Genomic DNA, 18782 nt, shown 5'->3' on the forward strand with positions numbered 1-18782 from the left:
CCCCAGCCCTGTCCAAGTCTCCATCGAAGGTTCAATGATACCGTTGAACGCATGCTCACCGACATCCAGGACACCGTCCACCCCGTCGAGGCCGCCGCCGTCATGCGGCTGCTCCCCACCCGCCCCCGGCTGCTCGCCCTGGGCGAGCCCACCCATGGCGAGGACGCGCTGCTCGGCCTGCGCAACGACCTGTTCCGGCAACTGGTGGAGCAGGAGGGCTACCGGACGATCGCGATCGAGAGCGACTGCTTGACGGGCCTGGCGGTGGACGACCACGTCACCTCGGGCACCGGCACCCTCGACGAGGTCATGGAGCACGGATTCAGCCACGGCTGGGGCGCCTACCCGGGAAACCGCGAACTCGTCCGCTGGATGCGCGGCTTCAACGACGGCCGGCCCGCCGCCGACCGGCTCCGCTTCGCCGGTTTCGACGGCCCGCTGGAGATCACCGGCGCGGCAGGGCCCCGGCAGGCCCTCACCGCGCTCCACGGCTACCTGCGCGCCCGGGTGGACGCGGACCTGCTCCCATGCACCGCGGACACGCTCGACCGGCTGCTCGGCGCCGACGACCGCTGGACCGAACCCGACGCGATGACGGACCCGGCCCGGTCCGTGGGGCGGTCGGCCGAGGCCGGCCGGCTGCGGCTGCTCGCCGACGACCTGGCGGCGCTGCTCGACACCCAGACGCCGCACCTGATCGAGGCGTCCTCGCGGGAGGACTGGGACCGGGCCCGCCTGTACGCGCGGACCGCCACCGGCCTGTTGCGCTACCACCACGCGATGGCCGACACCTCACCGCTGCGCATGGCACGCCTGGTGGCCCTGCGGGACCAGATGATGGCGCGCAACCTCCTCGCCCTCGCCGCGCGGGGCCCGGCCCTGGTCCACGCCCACAACGGCCATCTCCAGCGCGACGAGAGCACGATGCGGATGAGCGGGGCCCCGCTGCGCTGGTGGAGCGCCGGCGCGATCGTCCACGCGCACCTGGGCGAGCGGTACGCCTTCCTGGCCACGGCCCTCGGCACGCTCCGGCACCAGGGCGTGGACACCCCGCCGGCGGACACCGTCGAAGGACTCCTGTACACCGCCCTCCCGCACGACCCCCGCGTCATCGACGCCCCCGGGCTGGCCGCCGCCCTCGGTGACGCGCGCCCCGCCCACCGCGCATCCCCCTGGTTCGGCTACGCCCCGCTCGACCCGGCCCACCTGGCGGACTGCGACGGCCTCGTGTTCGTCAGGGACGTCGTGCGCACCGGGCGCCCCTGACTCCGGCTCGTCAGGCGGATTCCGCCCGCTCCTGGCCGGTGAACAGGGCGATCAGACCGTGGGGCGCGGTGTCGCCGAACATGAGTTCGTTCAGGCTGATGGCGTCGGCGGCTTCGGCGGCGCTGCGGGGGAACATGGCCCGCTCGTACTCGGCGAGCGCGGTCTCGGTGTCGTCGTCGGGGTGCGCGGCGAGCGCCTTGCCGAGTTCGGCGCCGTCGTACATGGCGAGGTTGGCACCCTCGCCGGACGGGATCATGAGGTGCGCGGCGTCGCCGAGCAGGGTCACCCCGGGTACCCGGTCCCACCGGTGCCCGGTGGGCAGGGTGTACAGGGGACGCAGGACGGGCGCGGTGTCGCCGTCGGTGAGCAGCGCGGTGAGTTCCGGCGCCCAGCCGTCGAACTCCTGCGCGATCCGCGCGGTGGCCGCTGCGGCGTCGGTGAAGTCGACGCCGTCGAACCACTCCTTCGGCCTGCGCAGCGCCACATAGGTGTGCAGGGTCCCGCCGCTCTCCCGGTGGGCCTGTATGCCCTTGCCCGGCGCGAGCGCGTACATTGCCCCGCCGCCGACCGCCTTCGCGGCGGCCGGGTGGCGGGTGTCGGCGTCGTACAGGTACGTCTCGACGAACGAGGTCCCGGTGTACTCGGGTGTGGCCGGCGAGAGCAGCGGCCGGACCCGCGACCAGGCGCCGTCCGCGCCGACCAGCAGGCCCGTGGAGACGGTGGAGCCGTCGGCGAACGTCACCTCGTGCCGCCCGCCGCCGAGCGCGCGTACGCCGCTGACCTTGTGACCCCACCGGACGGTACCGGCCGGGAGCGAGGCGAGCAGCACGCGCCGCAGCTCGCCGCGCTGCACCTCGGGGCGCCCTCCCGTGCCGTCGTCGGGCTCGTCGAGCAGGACGGTCCCGTCCGGGGCCAGGGCCCGGGACGCCTGCCGGCCCTCCAGGACCAGGCCGCGGAACTCGTCGGTCAGGCCCGCCGCCGCGAGCGCCCGCCGGCCGTTGTGCTCGTGGATGTCGAGCATCCCGCCCTGCGCGCGCGCCGTCGCGGAGGACTCCGCCTCGCAGACCACGGCCGGGATGCCGTGGACGTGCAGGACGCGGGCGAGCGTGAGGCCGCCGAGTCCGGCGCCGATGATCGTGACGGGGGTGCGCATGAAGGCTCCTTGGTGGTTCGAGGGCACCGGCGAGGTCCGGCCGACCTCTCTGGAACGCCGTTCTGGAATGCCGTTCCACCGCCATGGTGGAACGGCGCTCCAGTCATGTCAAAATGGCTCCATGGCAGCAGCACGGACACGCAGGTCACAGCGGCGCACCGAGGCGCTCTCCCGGGAGCGCATCGTCGAGGCCGCCGTCGAGCTGCTCGACGCGACCGGCGAGGGCGGCCTGACGTTCCGGGCGCTGACCGAGCGCCTGGCCACCGGCCCCGGGGCGATCTACTGGCACGTGGCGAACAAGGGCGAGCTGCTCGACGCCGCGACCGACGCCGTCGTGGCCGCCGCCGTGACCGTCGGGCCCGCAGGCTCCGCCGGCTCGCCGCAGCAGGGGATGCGCGCCGTCGCGCTCGGCCTGTACGAGGCGATCGACGACCACCCGTGGCTCGCCACGCGGCTCGCCGTACAGCTCGCCCGCAGCCCCTGGGGACCGGTGGCGCCGCGGATCTTCGAGGGCATCGGCCGGCAGATCCGTGCGCTGGGCGTGCCCGAGAGCCACTGGTTCACGGCGACCTCGGTGCTCATGCACTACGTCCTCGGCGCCGCCGGCCAGAACGCCGCGAACGCCGCGAGCGCCCGCGCTCTCGCGCCGGGCGTGGACCGTGCCGAGTTCCTCGGCACCGTCTCGGCGGCGTGGGAACGGCTCGACCCGGACGACTACCCGTTCACCCGTGCCGTCGCGGACCAGGCGCGCGAGCACGACGACCTCGAAGAGTTCCTCGCCGGGATCGACCTCGTCCTCGCCGGCATCACGGCGCTCCACCTGCCCGGCACCACCGGACCGGCGACGACGCAGACCGCGGCACCGCCCGGACGAATCCGGGACTGACCGACCCTCAAGGGTGCTGTTCCGGCCCTCGTGTTGACGCGCCCGCGGTCGTGACCGGCCCACACGGCGGGGAGCGCGGAAGACGGCCTGGATTCGCCGGACTCCCGCCGCGACGGCGGTTTACTGTACGGGCGTGCCGCGCTGCCCGCGGCGGTCGCGCGAGGAGGAATTCTGTGGCATCGCCCTGTGACCCCGAGCACGCTCCCGTCGGCGACGTGGGTGCGGCGCTCATGATGATCGACTCCCATCTCAAGACCGTCCACGACGGCAGGACCGCCGCCGGACCCGAACAACGGGCACTGACCGAGCAGTTGGCCGCGTCCCTGGGCCCCGAGGGAGTCGACGACGTGCTGGACGGCACCTGCACCCTCATCTACATGTTCATGATCTGGCTGCGGAAGGCCTACGAGAGCCACGGCAAGGACCCCGTGGAGTACGTGGTGCCGAGCCTGGTGGCCACCATGCGCAGGATGCCCAGGAGCTTCCCGCCCGAGGTCATCCCCACCATGGCCGGCCTGGTCCTCGCCGCCGCCACCGATCTCAGTCCCGGCCTGTGGCGCGAGCAGTACGGCTACTGGACCAAGGAGGAGATGACCCCGCTGGAAGGCACCGCCTTCCTGCTCGCGGACCACATCAACCGCCTCACCGAGGACCGTGACTTCGCCACCCGCCTGATCACCGACGCGCTGACGAGCATGGACGGGAACTGACCCGGTACGGACGGGGGCCGGGCCGACCCGCTGCATCGGCCGGGCTCGGCACTCAGCCGGACGGCACCGCCGCGGGCTCGTGCGGAGCGCGGTCCCGCGCGATCTCGCGGGCCGTCCGGCCGAACAGCTCGATCATCCGGTTGCCGTCACCCGACCGCCACATCAGGCCGTACGACAGCGGTTCGTCCTCCTCCACCGGGATGTACGAGATGCTGGGCCGGCCGTGGTACAGGGCGAGATGGGCCCCGGCCAGCAGGACTCCCGCACCGCCGGCGACGAGCGTCAGGGCTTCCTGGTAGCTGGTGACGGACGGGCCCCGGACGATCGCCCGGCCGCTGGGCGTGCGGGCCGGCAGCTGATGCTCCAGCCAGTACTCCGGGATCTCACCCTCGATCGTCAGCAACGGTACGTCGCCCAGGTCCTCCAGCGTCACCGCGCTCCGGCGGGCCAGCCGATGCCCCTGGCCGACGGCCAGCACCCGGCCTTCGACCAACAGGGTGGGGCCGCGGGTCAGGTCGTCCTCGCGCACCGGGAAGTCCGTCAGCTGGACGTCGAAACCGCCGTTGCGCAGCATGCCGTACGGATCGCACAGCGGTACCTCGCACACCTCCACGGTGAGCCCGGGACAGGTGGTGCGCAGTCTCCCGGCCGTCCGCATCACCAGCTCCCCGGCCAGGGCCGTGGAGAAGCCGACGTGCAGGACCCGCCCGGCGCCGCGGGCCGAGGCGGCGGCCCGGGCCAGGGCCGCCGCGATGCCGCGGTGGTGGGGCGCGAGGTCGTCGCGCAGGCGGGCACCCAGGGGCGTGAGCGCCACCCGGCGGCTGGACCGGGTGAACAGGGGCGCCCCGACGCGCCGTTCCAGCTTCTGGACGAGCTGGCTCACCCGGGCGCGGGACAGACGCAGCCGGTCCGCGGTACGCCCGAAGTGCAGTTCCTCGGCGAGCACCAGGAAGCAGTCGAGTTCGTTGTGGTCCACGTGCCTCTCCGGGACGGGGGGCGGACACGGATCGGTAAGCCTGACTGACCGAACGTTGCGCTGATCGCTGTTGTTCCCGGCCGCGCCCCGGCGCAGGCTCGAAGGCACCGACAACGTCTCTCACTCCGGAAGGAGTTCGTCGTCATGAGTGCCTTGAGCGCCGCGGACGGACTGAGCGCACGCAAGTGGGGCATCCTGCTCGTGCTGTGCGGCGCGATCTTTCTCGAAGGCATCGATGTGGCCATGCTCAATGTGGCCCTGCCCTCGATCCGCGCCGATCTCGCCCTGAGCACCGGTGAGCTGCAATGGGTCATGAGCGCCTACGTCCTCGGCTACGGCGGCTTCATGCTCCTGGGCGGACGGGCGGCCGATCTGTTCGGGCGCCGCCGGATGTTCGTCCGCTGGCTCACCGTCTTCCTGGTGTTCTCCGGGCTCGGCGGCCTCGCCACGCAAGGGTGGACACTGATCGCCGCCCGGTTCGTCACGGGCGTGGCCGCGGCCTTCCTCACCCCGGCGGCCCTGTCCGTCATCACCACGAGCTTCGCCGAGGGGAAAGAGCGGAACAAGGCACTGCTCGTCTATTCGGGCACCGCGGCGGGCGGCTTCACCATCGGCCTGGTCGCCGGCGGGCTGCTCACCGCCGTCGGCTGGCGGTGGGTGTTCTTCGCCCCGGTCATCCTCTCCGCCTTGGTCCTCGCCGCGGCCTTCGTGTTCGTGCCCAGGTCGGCGCGGCCCGACCGGCACGGCACCCGCGTCGACATCGCCGGCGCGCTCACCGTGACCACCGCCCTCGTGCTCGTCGTGCTGGCCGTCGAGCGCGCCGCCCACACCCGGGCCGCCGTCACCGCCGCCACCCTGCTGGCCGCACTGGCGCTGCTCCTGGTCTTCGTCGCCGTCGAACGGCGTTCCGCCGCACCGCTGGTACGCCTGGGCGTCCTCCGCGACGGCCCCCTGCTGCGGGCGAACCTCTCGGCGATGCTGTTCGCCGCCGGATTCTTCGGCTTCCAGTTCCTGGTGGTGCTGTACCTCCAGGAGGTGCGCGGCTGGTCCACGCTGCAGACCAGCCTCGCGATGCTGATCGCCGGCATCGACGCCGTCCTCTCCCCGACGCTCACCCCACGGCTCGTCGACCGCTTCGGGAACGCCCGAGTGATCCTCGCCGGTCTCCTGCTCGCCGTGCTCTCCTACGGGCTGTTCCTGCCGGTGGGGCCCGACTGGAGCTACGCGGCGATGTTCCCGAGCCTGCTGATCCTCGGTCTCGCCTTCTCCCTGGCGTACGGCCCGCTCACCATCGCGGCCACCCAGGGAGTCGCGGAGGAGGAACAGGGGCTCGCGGGCGGCCTCCTCAACACGTCGTTCCAGTTCGGTGCCGCCCTCGGCCTGTCCGCGGCCACCGCCGTCAGCGTGGCCGCCACCCGCGCGGACACCCCGGCCGCCCTGCTCGCCGGCTATCGGGCCGGGCTGCTCGTCCCGTTCGCGGCGGCCGGCGCCGCCGCCGTCATCAGCGCCTTCGGCCTGCGCACCGGGCGAGGAAAGGAGAGCACGCGCGGCCATGCGGCCGCCGACGTCCCCGCGCGAGCGGAGGCGGGGTAGGGAAAACCGGAAGGCCAGGTCTCGACCTGGCCGTCATGACCCCGGTGGGGGAGCGCGGCTGCAATGGCCGGGTGATGATTCACCGGTTCGAGAAGACGGTCGCAGGCCGGGCACCGGGCGGCAGCCCCCGCCGGCTCGACTCCAGACCTGTGTGGGCCGCCGGATGGTCCCTGGCCGCCGTGTGGGCCCTGGGCTTTCCGCTGGTGTCCGACCTGCCCGCGCACCGGGCCTGGGGGCTGAGCGCGGCCGTCGGCTACGGGTGCGCGGCGGTCGCCGCCGGCCTGCTGCCGTGGCCGCGCGCCCGTACGGTCTCCCTGGCGTGCGCGCTCACCGGAGCGGTGATCGTGCCCCTGGTCCTCCTCGTGCTGACGGGACTCCAACAGAGCGAGGTCGGGGTCATCGAGCGCTCCGGTGCCCTGACACTCCATCAGGGCACCCCCTACCTCGCCCACCCGCACCAGGCCGCCGACTACACGCCCTACCTGCCGGGCATGGCCGTCCTCGGACTGCCCCGGGCCCTGCTCGGCACGGACCACCGGGTGCCGCGCGCCCTGGGCGACGCCCGCCTGTGGTGCGCCCTGGTCTTCCTGGCCTGCCTCCACGCCGGCCGCCGGACGCTGACCGCACCGGACCCGGGCCGCCCGGCTCCGGCCGGCCGCCTCCCCTATGGCGTCGCGCTCACGGCGCTGATCGCCGCACCTCCGGTCGCGCTGCCGCTGAGCGTCAGCGGGGTGGACCTCCCGCTCACCGGGCTGTGCTGCCTCGCCCTGTGCTGCGCCGCCCGGGGCCGGCCGTGGGCCACGGGACTGGTGCTGGCCGCGGCCTGCTCGCTCAAGTGGACCGCGTGGCCCGCCACAGCCGTCGCCGCCGTGCTCCTGGGACACACCCGCGGCAGCCGGGCGGCGCTGCGCTGCGCCGCCACGGCCACGGCGGGCACCGCGCTGCTGCTCCTGCCCGGGGCCCTGCTGTCGCCCCGCGCCATGGTCGAGCAGGTCCTCGCCTTCCCCACCGGGCGGGGCGGCGCCGCGACCCCGGCCGACAGCCCGCTCCCGGGCCACCTGCTCGCGGACCTGGGACCGGCCGGCTGGTACGCGGCGGCCGGCCTGCTGCTGCTCGGCGCCCTCGCCGTGGGCGCCTCACTCCTGCTGCGGCCGCCGACCGGACCGGCCGGCGCCGCACAGCGCCTCGCGACGGGCCTCACTGTCGGCTTCCTGCTGGCCCCGGCGGGCCGGTTCGGCTATCTCACGCTGCCGCTCGTCCTCGTGGCCTGGACCCGGCAGGCCGCACCCGAGCACTCCGCGCGACCGGACCGGCCGGCCCCGGCCCGGCGACCACGAGACCAACCGGCGACCGGGGCGGGGGCCGCCGCGGTCCGCGCACCGATCCGGTCCGGTACCTGACCGGCGCCCGTACGGAGGCACGCGACCGGTGCTCCCGAACTGCCGCCCCACCACCGTCCGCCCACGACCGAAGGCTGTGCCGACACCCATGGGGACCACCCTGGTCATCACCAACGACTTCCCGCCCCGGCAGGGAGGCATCGAGACGTTCGTCCACGCCATGGCGACCCGCGTGCCCGGCGACGACGTCGTCGTCTACACGTCGAGCGAGCCGGGCCACCGGGAGTTCGACGCGACCCTGCCGTTCCCGGTGATACGCGACCGCGGCCGTACGCTGCTGCCCACCCGCGCCGTCGCCAGACGCGCCGCCGAGATCCTGCGCGGCCACGGCTGTGACCGCGTGTGGTTCGGCGCCGCCGCCCCGCTCGCCGCCATGGCGCCCACACTGCGGCGGGCCGGCGCGCGGCGCGTCGTGGCCACCACCCACGGCCACGAGATCTGGTGGGCACGCACCCCCGGGGCCCGGCAGGTGCTGCGCCGGGTGGGCAACGGCGTGGACGTGGTCACCTTCCTCGGCCCCTACACCCGGGACCGCATCGCGCCGGCCCTGGGACCGCGGGCCCGCCTGAGCCGCCTGGTGCCCGGGGTGGACACCCTGGCGTTCCGGCCGGACGCCGATCCGGCGGCCGCGCGGCGCCTGCGGGAGCGTCTGGGCGTCGGGGACCGGCGCGTCGTGCTGTGCGTGTCCCGGCTCGTCGCCCGTAAAGGGCAGGACGTCCTCATCCGTGCCCTGCCTCTGATCCGGCGGACGGTGCCCGACGCGGCACTGGTGCTGGTCGGCAAGGGGCCGCAGGAGCGGCGGCTGCGGGCACTGGCCCGCCGCCACGCGGACGGCCCGGTCGTCTTCGCGGGCGGCGTGAGCCACGCGGACACGGCGGCCTACTACGCGGCGGCCGACGTCTTCGCCATGCCCTGTCGCACTCGCAGGGCCGGACTGGAGGCGGAGGGCCTCGGCATCGTGTTCCTGGAGGCCCAGGCGAGCGGACTCCCGGTCGTCGCGGGGAACTCCGGCGGCGCCCCCGACACCGTGCTCGACGGCGAGACGGGCCGGGTGGTGGACGGCCGGGACGTACGCGCTGTCGCCGATGCCGTCGCACGGACGCTGCTGTCGCCGGACCGGGCACGTATGGGCGAGGCCGGGCGGCGCTGGGTGACGAAGGAGTGGACGTGGGACGCCTCCGCCCGGCGGCTGACGGCGTTGCTCACCCCGGGGCCGGACGATCCCGAAGCCGGCAGACGGCTGTGACGCGGGACTGGGACGGCTCTCAACCGGCCGCGTGCTCCCGCAGATGCGCGAGCACCGCCAGCACCCTGCGGTTGCCCTCGGTGGGGTCCAGGTCGAGTTTCATGAAGATGTTGCCGGAGTGCTTGACCACCGACGCCTCCGTGACGACCAGCCGCTGGGCGATCGCCTGGTTGTTCAGCCCCTCCGCCATCAGGGCCAGCACCTCCCGTTCCCGGGGGGTGAGCCGTCCCAGCGGCCGGCCCGCCGACTGCTGGAGCAGCAGGACGCGGACCACCTCGGGATCGATGACGGTCCGGCCCGCCGCGACCCGCGTCAGCGCGTCGAGGAACTCGGACACCTCACCGACCCGGTCCTTGAGGAGATAACCGAGCCCTCCGGCCCCGTCCCCGCCCTCGCTGAGCAACTGTGTCGCGTACGCCGTGGCCACGTACTGCGACAGCACGAGGACGGGCAGCCGCTCGTGGCGGGCGCGCAGGGCGAGCGCGGCCCTGAGGCCCTCGTCGCGGAAGTCCGGCGGCATGCGCACATCGGTGATGACGACGTCGGGGCGGTCCGCGTCCACCGCGCGGGCCAGGGCGTCGGCGTCCCCGACGGCGGCGACCACCTCGTGGCCGCCGCGGGCCAGCAGCTCCACGAGCCCGGCCCGCAGCAGCACGGCGTCCTCCGCCAGCACTACGCGCAGCACGGCACCTCCACCCGCAGTTCGGTCGGGCCGCCGAGGGGACTGCTCACGATGAGCCTGCCTCTGTGCAGCGCCAGCCGGTCCGCCAGACCGCGCAGACCGGCCCCGGCCGCGGGATCCGCCCCGCCCCGGCCGTCATCGGTGATCAGCAGGACGAACCGGTCCGCGTCGATCCGGCCGACGACGCTGACGGCGGACGCGTCGCTGTGCTTGGCGGCGTTGGTGAGTGCTTCGGTGACACTGAAGTAGGCCATCGACTCCACGGCGGCCGGCAGCCGGTGCGTCAGGTCGATGTCGACCGTGACCGGGACCGGGTTGCGCAGCGCGACCTCCGCCACCGCGGCGGTCAGTCCGTGGTCGGTCAGTACCTGGGGATGGATACCGCGTACGAGGTCGCGCAGTTGGCCCAGCGCCCGGCGTGCCTCGCCCTGGGCGCGCGCGAGGAGTTCGGCGGCCGGCGAGTCGGTGCCGCGCAGTTCCAGCCGGGCGAGCCCCAACGTCATGGTGAGCGCGACCAGTTGCTGCTGGGCGCCGTCGTGCAGGTCGCGTTCGATACGGCGGCGTTCGGCCTCGAAGGCGTCGGCCAGCCGGGCCCGGGACCGGGTCAGCTCGATGACCCGGCTGCGAAGGTCCTCGTCACGGGCCGACAGCAGGAACCGGGCCACGCGGACCTGCGTGCCGGCGAGCAGCCCGCCGGCGTACGCGCACACCGCCAGCCCCACGAGCCCCACCGACGTCCCCGGCAGCGCGGCCACCGGGTCCGCGACCCGATGGCCGGGAACGAGCATCACGGTGTCGGGGGCGACGGCCCACACGATGACCGGGGCGGCGGTGAGCAGGAACGACAGCCCCAGCAGAGCGGTGAACCCGGTCCCGACGGCGGGAACGACCGTCGCGAGCAGCACCGTGTACCCGAACTCCCGCCAGGTCGCGCGTTCCCGCACCCGGGTGCGGAGCCGGCCCGCCACCCCGGTCCCGGCCAGGGACGCGTGCGGGTCGGGCAGCGGCGCGGGATCGACCCAGCGCAGCCGCCTCCGCTCCGCCGCACCGACCGGAACACCGAGGACCACGGCCGCCGCGAGCAGCAGCAGCCCGACCCCCACGACCGACAGCCCGACCCCTAGGAACAGCAGCACCGCGAGCGCGGCCAGGGCGACGTACCCGAACAGGGTCCCGGTGAGCAGATAGCCCCAGCACCGCCACGGCCACCAGGAGACGAGAAACCGCAGCGGCCGCCCCCTGAGCGCTCCCCAGACCTCTGCACCCGGACCGCCGCGCCCCGCACCGGCGGACTCCACCCGCACCCGCTCTCCCCCTCGCCGTCCGCGCCTCATGGCCTCGCAGAACCCTAACCCGCCCTGTGTCCCGCCCACGCAGGACAACCCCCAGTAGTTAATTGTAGGCTTACAATGGTTTTGACAACACAAATAAATTCTCGGGAGTCCCTCATGCCAGACGCCGATCGCCGGCGGCCCTGGCTCGTGCTCGCCATCTGCTGCATGAGCCTGCTGATCGTCAGCCTCGACAACACCGTGCTGAACGTCGCCCTGCCCTCCGTCCAACGTGACCTGCACACCTCGGTGTCCGGGCTGCAGTGGACGGTGGACGCCTACACGCTGGTGCTGGCGAGCCTGCTGATGCTCTCCGGGTCCACCGCCGACCGCCTGGGCCGCCGCCGGGTCTTCCAGACCGGGCTGGTGGTCTTCACCGCCGCGTCCCTGCTGTGCGGCCTGGCCCCCGGCCTCGGCTGGCTCGTCCTCGCGCGGATGCTCCAGGCGGTCGGCGGGTCGATGCTGAACCCCGTCGCCATGTCGATCATCAGCAACACCTTCACCGATCCCCGGCAGCGCGCCCGCGCCATCGGCGTGTGGAGCGGTGTCGTGGGCATCAGCATGGCCGCCGGGCCGATCATCGGGGGAGCGCTGGTGGAGTCCGCCGGCTGGCGGGCCATCTTCTGGATCAACGTACCGATCGGCCTGGCCGCGCTTTTCCTGACCCGCAGGTATGTGCCGGAATCCCGGGCACCGCGGGCCCGCCGCGTGGACCCGGTCGGCCAGGCCCTCGTCACCGTGCTGCTCGCCGCGCTCATCTACGCGATCATCGAGTCACCGCACCGCGGCTGGACCTCGCCCCTCGTCCTCGGCTGCACCGCTGCCGCCCTGTGCGCGCTGCTGGGACTGCTGTGGTACGAACCCCGGCGCACCGACCCCCTCATCGACCTGCGGTTCTTCCGTTCCGCACCGTTCTCGGGCGCCACCGTGATCGCGGTCGCCGCCTTCGCCGGACTGGGCGGCTTCCTGTTCGTCAGCTCCCTGTACCTCCAGGAAGTACGAGGGCTGGACCCGCTGCACGCCGGGCTGTTCATGCTGCCCATGGCGGGCATGGCGATGCTGACCGCACCGCTGTCCGGCCGCGTGGTCGCCACCCGGGGACCGCGCGCCCCGCTGCTGCTCGCCGGGACGGCGCTGAGCGCGAGCGCCGTGCTCCAGGCGCTCACCTACTCCGACCACCTCCCGGCGGCCCTGCTGATCGTCGCGTACCTGCTCTTCGGCACCGGCTTCGGCGTGGTCAACGCCCCCATCACCAACACCGCCGTCTCCGGGATGCCCCGCGAACAGGCCGGCGTCGCGGCGGCGGTCGCCTCCACCAGCCGGCAGATCGGCCAGTCCCTCGGCGTGGCCGTCCTCGGCGCCCTGATGGCCGGCGCGACGCACCCGGACCCGACGGCCTTCACCGACGCCGGCCGCACGGCCTGGTGGATCATCGCCGGCTGCGGCGCCGCCGTGCTGGTCACGGGTACGCTCACTTCCGGCCGCTGGGCCCGCACCACGGCGGTGCGCACAGCACAGCGGCTCGCCGACGAGGAGACGAAGGAGCCAGTGAACGCCTGATGGAGCGTGAGCGCCTCGATGCCGACGAAGCCCACGAGGGGGACGATGCCACCGCCAGGGCGGCGACCCGGGTCTGGCAGGGCCTGAACACCCTGCTGATGGAGCGGCACAACCGCCGCAAGGCCGTCGCGGAAGCCCTCGGCATGAGCTTCAGCCGCGTCAGGGCGCTGCGCCGCCTCGCCGCCGGTCCCATCACCCTGCGGGAACTGGCCGAGCGGATGGGCAGCGACCCGCCGTACACCACGGTCATCGTCGACGACCTCGTACGGCGCCATCTGGCCGAGCGCATCACCAACCCCGCCGACCGCCGCTCCAAACTGGTCCACCTCACCCCGGAGGGCCGGACGAAGGCCGACCTCGCCATCGAGATCCTCACCACCCCGCCCGACGCCCTGCTCGCCCTGCCCCCGGAGGACATCCGGGCGCTCGACCGGCTCGTGACGAAACTCCTGGGCTGAGCGCCCGCGGCCCCGGTCGACCGGAGGCCGGGGCGCCTTCGGTGAGGCGTCTCGCGGTGGACTCGAACTCCCTGCCATCCCGGCGAGGGAGCGGTCGTGCTGCCCGGCCTTCTCGGCGCGGGCGGCGCCCCGCACGCCAACTCGCCTTCCCGCGTGCGGAGAACGGAGCCCGGGCCCTGGCACCTTGATGCCAGCCACAGAGGTGCCCCCCACGGACACTTCCCAGCCCGGGGCACGGCCGACAGGATGGCTCCCGGTCATTTCCGCGCCACTTCGCGACTACTGCGCGCCTCCGATCTCCCGACCTCCTCCTGAGGACCTCCCATGCCCATACGCCGTCCCGCCCTCCTCCGCTCCGCCGCGGCCCCCACCCGGGCCGCGCCCGCCGCGCCAAGTGCGACCGCATCCGCCTTGGGCACCAGCGCGGTCGTCATCGGGGTGAACTGGTGAGCACACCAGCCGACTTCACCCGAGCGCCGTCGTCCCATCCGGTACCGAGGACCCTCGTCCAGCGCTCCGGGCGGCGGCTGCGCCGCGCCCTCGTCGCGTCCGCGACGGCACTCGCCGGCCTCCTGGGCCCGCTCGCCCTGACCGCGCACGCCGACAGCGTGTCCGGCGCCGACGCCCCGCCGCTGCGCTTCGTCAGCTACAACCTGTGCGGCAACATGTGCTCGGACGCCGAGGGTTACGACAACCAGCGCCGGATCGACACGGTCGTCGGCGAGGCCACGGGCGCCACCTGGAACGCCGACCAGCTCTACCTCCAGGAGGTCTGCCGCCCCCAGTACGACGCGATCCTCGACAGGCTCCAGTCCCGGGGATTCCAGGGACGGTACACAGCCACCCTCAGCGGCCAGGCGGACGTCTGCGGCGGAAGCGACTACGGGGTTGCCGTCTTCACGAAGGGCACCATCACGGCGTCCACGGTCCTCGACCTGACCGTCGGCGGTGAGAGCGAGCCCATCAAGGTCCCCTGCGTCAGGACCTACACGCAGTACCGCGCCAACTGGGGCTGCTCGGTGCACCTCTACTGGAACGACGCCACCCTGCGCGACCAGGAGGCCGTCAAGCTCGCCCAGCAGGCGGCGCAGTGGCAGGACGAGGGCACTCCGGTGATCCTCGGCGGCGACTTCAACGCCGGCCCGCGGTCCAAGGTCGCCTCCGAGTTCTACGAACCGGGGATCGACGACGGCGGCATGGGCACCTTCGTGGAAGCCGACGAGACGGACCGGGACCACTTCGTCAGCGATCCGTGCTCCGACGGCCGCACCCGCTGCCGCAGCGGCGAACCCACCTTCGGCACCTCGAAGATCGACTACCTCTTCCTCTCCGCCCGCCACTTCCAGGGCGCCAAGGCCGACGTCGTGCCGCAGGACACCTCGGTCTCCGACCACCGGATGCTGCGCGGCGCCGCGTACTGGGCCGACTGCCCCGGCGCGGACGCCACCGGCGGCGCGGTGTTCCGCCGGGACGCGGCCGGCGCCCTGTTCCGGTACGCGGGCCGCGTCAGCGGCGGCGTCTCCGGAGCCTGCAAGACGGGCACGGGCTGGAGCGGCATGCGACTGGTGGCCCGCGAGGGCTCCGCCGTCCTGGCCGTCGACGCCAACGGCACGCTGTGGCGCTACCCGGCCGATCCCGCCACCGGAACGTACTCCGGCAGCACGCGCGTCCAGGCGGGCACGGGCTGGCAGTCGTACGACACCCTGCTCGCCCCGGGCGACTTCTCCGGCGACGGCAGGCCGGATCTGCTCGGCCGGGACAGCTCCGGTGGTCTGTGGCTCTTCAAGGGCACCGCGACGGGCAGCTACGCGGCCGCCGTCCGGATCGGCACGGGCTGGCAGTCGTACGACACCCTGCTCGCCCCGGGCGACATCTCCGGCGACGGGCGGCCCGATCTGCTCGGCCGGGACGACTCCGGCGGCCTGTGGCTCTTCAAGGGCGACGGCTCCTCCGCCTACGGTCCGCGCACCCGGATCGGCACCGGTTGGCAGACCTACACCGCTCTCGCCGCACCCGGTGACCTCGACCACGACGGCAGATCCGATCTGGTCGGCCGCGACAGTGCCGGCGGCCTGTGGTCGTACAAGGGCGACGGCGCGTCCTCTTACGGCCCGCGCAGCCAGATCGGCACCGGCTACCCCGCCGGGGAACTCCTCTTCTGACAGCGGCGGCGCCGAAAGGGAGGGGCGGGGAGACCGGGGAGATCAGATCCCACTCCCCGCCCCTCCGGGGCGTACAGCGCTCTACGTGACCGGGTACAGCGCCCGCACCTGCTGCAGCGCCACGACGTCCCACGTCACACGGAGCGGCCTGCCCGCCAGTGGGAACCGCGGGCAGAACACCCCGTCCGCCTGCTCGTCGAAGTGACTCGCTCCTACTTCCATATCCACGTAGCACGGCTGACCGCACACATTGCACACGCGGATCTCGCCCCGGTACGACCGGATTGACTGCACCCGACTGCCCTTCATTAGTTCGTAGACTCCGCACGGTAGCCAGTGCGGGCACCACCGTGCTCGTCGGCTTCACTCGTACGCGTGAGCGCATGCCAGCTCTTTACCGTGCGGTGCTCCGGTGGAGTGGGGCGGGTGCGGGCCGGGCACGGCGGCGCGGCGGGGCGGCCGTCGCCGGTGCTGTCACCAGTTGACCGGCAGCTCGTGCAGTCCCCTGAGCATCGCCTCGGTCTTCCAGCGCAGTTCGTCGTCGGACACGGCGAGCTTCAGACCGGGCATGCGGATCAGGAGGGACTCCAGGGCCACCTGGAGTTCCAGGCGGGCCAGGCGTGCCCCGACGCAGAAGTGCGGGCCGTGTCCGAAGCTCAGGTGCGCGGCTTCCGGTGCCCGGTCCGGCAGCAGCGTCTCCGGGTCGGGGAAGGCCGCCGGGTCCCGGTTGGCCGCCGACATGTCGACCAGGACCGGTTCGCCCGCGCGGACCAGGACCCCGCCCACCTCGACGTCCCGCGTCGCGTACCGGGGGAAGGTGAGGCCGTTGGGCATCGGGACGTAGCGCAACAGCTCCTCGACGGCGGCCGGGATGCCGGCCGGCCGGTCCCGCAGCCGCGACAGCCACTCGGGGCGGCGCAGCAGGAGGTAGCAGAAATTGGAGATCTGGTGGTACGTGGTGACGAACCCGGCGGACAGCAGCTCGGCGGACAGCCCGAAGAGTTCCTCGTAGGTGAGGCGGCCCTCCTCGTCGTGGGCCCGGACGAGGACCGTGAGCAGGTCGTCGCCCGGTGCGCGGCGGCGCAGCTCCACCAGTTCGGCGAGGTAGGCGCCGAACGCCGCCGACCGGTCGGTGAGGTCCTCGGCCGTCACGGTGCGCGCCAGTATGCCGTCGAGCCACTGCCGGATGCGGCGGTGGTCGCCGTCCGGCACACCGAGCAGATCGCAGATCAGGGTGATGGCGAGCGGGAAGGCGAAACCCTGCACCAGATCGCCCGGCGGGCCGGTCTCCTCCAGCCGGTCCAGCAGGTCCTCCGCGATCTCGGCCACCCGGTCCCGCAGCCGCTCCACCCGGCGCGCGCCGAAGTGCCGGGCCACCACACCGCGCAGCCGGGCGTGCTCGGTCCCGTCGGTGGACAGCAGCCCGACACCGCCGGTGGACAGCGGCCGCACCCGCGGCTGGTCGCGGTCCGCGCCGGCCTTGAGGCTGAACCTCGGGTCGGCCAGCACCGCGCGGGCGTCGGCGTACCCGGTGACCAGCCAGGCGTCCTCGCCGTAGGGCAGCCGCACCCGGGGCATCGGGGCGTCCCGCAGCGCGGCGTAGCGCGGGGCGAGGGCGAGGCAGTCAGCGGACGCGAAGGGATACGGGAGCGGCTCCGGCCGATCGCTCATCGCAACTTCCATCCTTTCCGTGGGGTCCTACCGGGATGACGACGTGGGTCGGGGGCGGGCCGGTGCCGTCGGTGTGCGCGGTGAAGGCCCGGCCGTCGTCACGGCAGACGAACTGCATGACATGCCGGCCGGCGGCCGCGGCGCGGATCAGGCCGCCGGTGGTGGCCCAGACACCGGAGAGGTAGAAGTTCTCCAGGCCCGGCAGGGTCGGCCCGTACTTCTTGACGACCTTCTCCAGCGTCTCGCCGCTCTCCACGAAGGGCTGCCAGCCGAGGACGGTCCCGTCGTGGTTCGCGGTGTACCGCAGCTGGGTGAGCGGCGTCGACACGTCCCGTACGGCGACGCCGTCCCGCAGCCCGGGGAACCGCTGCTCCAGCAGGTCCAGCAGGGTGTCGCGGACCTGGTGCTTGGCCGCGTAGTACGCGCGGCCCCGGCGCACCGGCAGGGTGTGCAGCTCCTTCCCGCCGCGGTGGCGGGTGCGCTGCTCCGGGCCGTCGCTCAGGTCGCGCCAGGGCCCGGTGTCGCTGAAGTAGGTGGCGTAGACGACGGTGGTGTGCTCCGGTGACAGTTCCGGGTAGTGCAGGCTGCGGAACTGGACGTTGACGCTGGGGTGGCGGATGCCGACCAGCCGGGACGCCTCCGCCTCGGTGAGCAGGTGGGTGGTGCACGGGTCGCCCTGCGGGAAGGGGCGTCGCAGCCCCAGGAACAGGGCGACGTACCCGGGGAAGATCATGCCCGGTTCGTCGATGACCTTCGTGTACAGCCGCCGGTACTCGTCGTTGAGGTAGCGGCCCCGCAGCAGCCTCGTGGTGGTGGTGTGCCCGTCGCAGGCCGAGACGACGATGTCGGCGCGGAACTCCCGGCCGTCGCTGAGCCGTACGCCCACGGCCCGGTCGTGCTCGACGAGGATCTCCTCCACCTTGGTGTTGTAGGAGACCTCGCCGCCCAGCCGCAGATAGCGCTGCTCGATGGAGGTCGCCAGGCCCAGTGACCCGCCCTCCGGCACCCCGGCCGAGAGGTTGGCGTGCGCGGCCAGCTGGAAGTAGAACGGCAGCACCGGGAAGGCCGCGTGCTTCTCGTAGAGGATGAAGTTGAACGCCTCCCGCAGCAGCGGGTCCTTGAACGCGGCGGAGTAGTCGGTCATCAGGACGCCGATCGACTTGCGGATGACGTTGAAGCAAGGGACGAAGGAGGCGAGCATGCGCCAGCGTTCGGCGCGGCTCATCAGCCCCACCGGTTTGAGGAACGGGTACGCGGCCAGGCACTTGCGGAACTTGCGCAGTCCCGCGCAGAAGTTCCGGATCAGCTTGGCGTCGGCCGGTGAGAGGGCCAGCAGATGGGCTTCGAGCCGGTCGGGATCGGAGTAGAAGTAGACCGCCCGGCCGTCCCGTCCGCGCACGATGTTGAAGACGTCGAAGTGCCGCATCTGCTTGCCCTGGAGGGCGCCCAGCTCCAGCCAGATGCGGTGCATCTCGTTGCCGGGGCCGTTGCCGAGCAGCCAGCTGACACAGCAGTCGAAGGTGAAGTCGCCGCGGTCCCACGCCGTGCAGCAGCCGCCCGGGATCTCGTGCATCTCGAAGATCCGGGTCCGGTAGCCGTTCATCCGGGCGTAGCAGCCGGTGGACAGCCCGCCCAGACCGGCTCCGATGATGATCATCGTCTCGCGGGGGCCCTTTCGTGGCATCGTC

At 73.2% G+C, this 18782-nt stretch carries 15 protein-coding genes; 9 read left to right on the forward strand and 6 right to left on the reverse strand.

Going from position 1 to position 18782, the window contains the following annotated elements; all coding sequences use genetic code 11:
* Positions 1-51: 51 nt before the first annotated feature.
* Positions 52-1266 carry an erythromycin esterase family protein gene (locus ABZ858_RS07145; protein ID WP_361373559.1) on the forward strand — a complete coding sequence of 405 codons (1215 nt, stop codon included), beginning with the start codon at positions 52-54 and terminating at the stop codon, positions 1264-1266.
* A 10-nt stretch (positions 1267-1276) separates the two neighbouring features.
* Here the strand turns inward: ABZ858_RS07145 and ABZ858_RS07150 are convergent, their stop codons facing one another.
* Positions 1277-2419 carry an NAD(P)/FAD-dependent oxidoreductase gene (locus ABZ858_RS07150; protein ID WP_361373561.1) on the reverse strand — a complete coding sequence of 381 codons (1143 nt, stop codon included), beginning with the start codon at positions 2417-2419 and terminating at the stop codon, positions 1277-1279.
* A 121-nt stretch (positions 2420-2540) separates the two neighbouring features.
* Between ABZ858_RS07150 and ABZ858_RS07155 the strand changes: the two genes are divergently transcribed.
* Positions 2541-3305, forward strand: coding sequence for a TetR family transcriptional regulator (locus ABZ858_RS07155; RefSeq protein ID WP_361373563.1), 765 nt, complete (start codon positions 2541-2543; stop codon positions 3303-3305).
* Between the two features lie 173 nt (positions 3306-3478).
* Positions 3479-4015, forward strand: coding sequence for a hypothetical protein (locus ABZ858_RS07160; protein ID WP_361373565.1), 537 nt, complete (start codon positions 3479-3481; stop codon positions 4013-4015).
* Positions 4016-4067: 52 nt separating this feature from the next.
* Here the strand turns inward: ABZ858_RS07160 and ABZ858_RS07165 are convergent, their stop codons facing one another.
* Positions 4068-4991 carry a LysR family transcriptional regulator gene (locus ABZ858_RS07165; protein WP_361373567.1) on the reverse strand — a complete coding sequence of 308 codons (924 nt, stop codon included), beginning with the start codon at positions 4989-4991 and terminating at the stop codon, positions 4068-4070.
* Positions 4992-5135: 144 nt separating this feature from the next.
* On the opposite strand from ABZ858_RS07165, the gene ABZ858_RS07170 reads away from it, so the two are divergent.
* The 3 genes from ABZ858_RS07170 (at position 5136) to ABZ858_RS07180 (ending at position 9230) form a co-directional block, all read left to right on the forward strand.
* On the forward strand, positions 5136-6584 hold the full coding sequence (locus tag ABZ858_RS07170) for an MFS transporter (RefSeq protein ID WP_361373569.1): 1449 nt from the start codon (positions 5136-5138) through the stop codon (positions 6582-6584).
* Positions 6585-6658: 74 nt separating this feature from the next.
* The gene (locus ABZ858_RS07175; protein WP_361373729.1) at positions 6659-7984 is read left to right on the forward strand and encodes a glycosyltransferase 87 family protein; all 1326 of its coding nucleotides are present in this window, start codon (positions 6659-6661) and stop codon (positions 7982-7984) included.
* Between the two features lie 88 nt (positions 7985-8072).
* On the forward strand, positions 8073-9230 hold the full coding sequence (locus tag ABZ858_RS07180) for a glycosyltransferase family 4 protein (protein ID WP_361373571.1): 1158 nt from the start codon (positions 8073-8075) through the stop codon (positions 9228-9230).
* 19 nt (positions 9231-9249) lie between these two features.
* Here ABZ858_RS07180 and ABZ858_RS07185 read toward each other — a convergent pair whose 3' ends face one another.
* Together ABZ858_RS07185 and ABZ858_RS07190 are read right to left on the reverse strand one after the other, a co-directional pair.
* Complete coding sequence (locus ABZ858_RS07185) at positions 9250-9915, reverse strand: response regulator transcription factor (protein WP_361373573.1); 666 nt, start codon at positions 9913-9915, stop codon at positions 9250-9252.
* Positions 9903-11216 (reverse strand): sensor domain-containing protein, encoded by a 1314-nt coding sequence (locus ABZ858_RS07190; protein ID WP_361373575.1) that lies wholly within the window; start codon positions 11214-11216, stop codon positions 9903-9905. The genes ABZ858_RS07185 and ABZ858_RS07190 overlap by 13 nt, the downstream gene beginning before the upstream one ends.
* A 144-nt stretch (positions 11217-11360) precedes the next feature.
* On the opposite strand from ABZ858_RS07190, the gene ABZ858_RS07195 reads away from it, so the two are divergent.
* The 3 genes from ABZ858_RS07195 (at position 11361) to ABZ858_RS07205 (ending at position 15423) form a co-directional block, all read left to right on the forward strand.
* The gene (locus tag ABZ858_RS07195; protein WP_361373577.1) at positions 11361-12803 is read left to right on the forward strand and encodes an MFS transporter; all 1443 of its coding nucleotides are present in this window, start codon (positions 11361-11363) and stop codon (positions 12801-12803) included.
* Positions 12803-13261 (forward strand): MarR family transcriptional regulator, encoded by a 459-nt coding sequence (locus ABZ858_RS07200; protein ID WP_361373579.1) that lies wholly within the window; start codon positions 12803-12805, stop codon positions 13259-13261. Before ABZ858_RS07195 ends, ABZ858_RS07200 begins: the two co-directional genes overlap by 1 nt.
* Positions 13262-13707: 446 nt before the next feature.
* Positions 13708-15423: an FG-GAP-like repeat-containing protein gene (locus ABZ858_RS07205; RefSeq protein WP_361373581.1), complete on the forward strand. Its 1716-nt coding sequence runs from the start codon at positions 13708-13710 to the stop codon at positions 15421-15423.
* 474 nt (positions 15424-15897) lie between these two features.
* On the opposite strand, the gene ABZ858_RS07210 is transcribed toward ABZ858_RS07205, so the two are convergent.
* Together ABZ858_RS07210 and ABZ858_RS07215 are read right to left on the reverse strand one after the other, a co-directional pair.
* On the reverse strand, positions 15898-17094 hold the full coding sequence (locus ABZ858_RS07210) for a cytochrome P450 (RefSeq protein WP_361373584.1): 1197 nt from the start codon (positions 17092-17094) through the stop codon (positions 15898-15900).
* Positions 17048-18751 carry an NAD(P)/FAD-dependent oxidoreductase gene (locus ABZ858_RS07215; protein ID WP_361373730.1) on the reverse strand — a complete coding sequence of 568 codons (1704 nt, stop codon included), beginning with the start codon at positions 18749-18751 and terminating at the stop codon, positions 17048-17050. The genes ABZ858_RS07210 and ABZ858_RS07215 overlap by 47 nt, the downstream gene beginning before the upstream one ends.
* Between the last annotated feature and the right edge of the window lie 31 nt (positions 18752-18782).

Origin of the sequence: Streptomyces sp. NPDC047017, from assembly GCF_040644175.1 — a bacterium.
Lineage (GTDB): Bacteria > Actinomycetota > Actinomycetes > Streptomycetales > Streptomycetaceae > Streptomyces.